Source organism: Bacillus sp. AFS031507, from assembly GCF_002584635.1.
In the GTDB taxonomy this organism is placed as follows: Bacteria; Bacillota; Bacilli; order Bacillales; family Cytobacillaceae; genus Neobacillus.
The window spans coordinates 1-425 of the sequence record NZ_NUOW01000068.1 but is presented as its reverse complement, the minus strand read 5'-3'; the positions used below and the strand labels follow the sequence as shown (position 1 = coordinate 425).

Here is a 425-nt window from a genome sequence, read left to right as displayed (position 1 = left end):
CGTAAACGCCGTTTTTTAGAAAAACTGGAACGGAGAATGGAGTATCTATTGCATTCTATTTCGAAATTGGTCACGGATTGGTGTGTGGAAAACCAAATTAAAACACTCTATATAGGAACACCGGATGGCGTTCAAAAGAATACGAAAAAGAAAAAGAAAACCCGTAAAGAAATTCGTCAACAATTGTCCAATTGGAGTTTTGGGCAATTAATCGGAAAAATAAAATACAAACTAAAACTTCGAGGAGTCAAAGTCCAACTTGTGGAAGAGTCCTATACTTCCGGCACGTGCCCATCATGTGGGGAATTCCGCAAACAAAGGAATCGAAACTTCGACTGTCATTGTGGCGCGGAAGGACATCGGGATGTAGTAGGTGCCATGAATATTTTGGACAAGTCTGTCAATAAACAGCTAACGAAAAATCG

General features: G+C 40.0%; 1 protein-coding gene. It reads left to right on the top strand.

Annotated features, from left to right (window positions below; genetic code table 11):
* Positions 1-425: RNA-guided endonuclease TnpB family protein (locus tag COE25_RS28930; protein ID WP_142354531.1), on the top strand; the 425-nt coding region annotated here is incomplete at both ends.